This window comes from Clostridium sp. AM34-9AC, from assembly GCF_003480225.1.
GTDB lineage: Bacteria > Bacillota > Clostridia > Lachnospirales > Lachnospiraceae > Acetatifactor > Acetatifactor acetigignens.
Genome location: NZ_QUIU01000042.1, coordinates 12613 through 13039 on the forward strand (window position 1 = coordinate 12613; position 427 = coordinate 13039).

At 47.8% G+C, this 427-nt stretch carries 1 protein-coding gene; it reads right to left on the bottom strand.

Features of this window, described 5'->3' with window-relative positions:
• Positions 1 to 12: 12 nt before the first annotated feature.
• Positions 13 to 427: DUF4368 domain-containing protein (locus DW835_RS17015; protein ID WP_118731480.1), on the bottom strand; the 415-nt coding region annotated here is incomplete at its 5' end.

Sequence of the window (427 nt, forward strand, 5' to 3'; positions counted from 1 at the left end):
AAAAAAGAAAGGTCAGTCGATTTTGCCGATGAAGCGGTAGTAGATTTCTACTTCCTGCTCACGGCTTCCATCCTCGCCCTTGACAGCTTCGTGGACGGTTATTTTTTCAATTAGAGTGTTCAGAAGTTCGGCGGTCAGCTCCACAGGGTTGACATACTGTTTCATTAGGGCAATCCACTTTTCAGCATCCGCTGCGGTCTGTACGGCGGCTTCCATCATTTCGTGAAGCTGTCTTATTTTTGTTTCAAGCTCCTTTTGCTCGTTCTGGTACTTCTCGGACAGCATATTGAAGTTATACTCGGTTATGCGTCCGGCAGACCAGTCCTCATACATTTTAGCAAACAGCCCGTCAACCTCGGCTTTACGCTTCTCTGCCTTTTTCAGCTCCGCAGCCTGCTTTTTCTTCGCAGAGTTTCTTTCCCTGTCG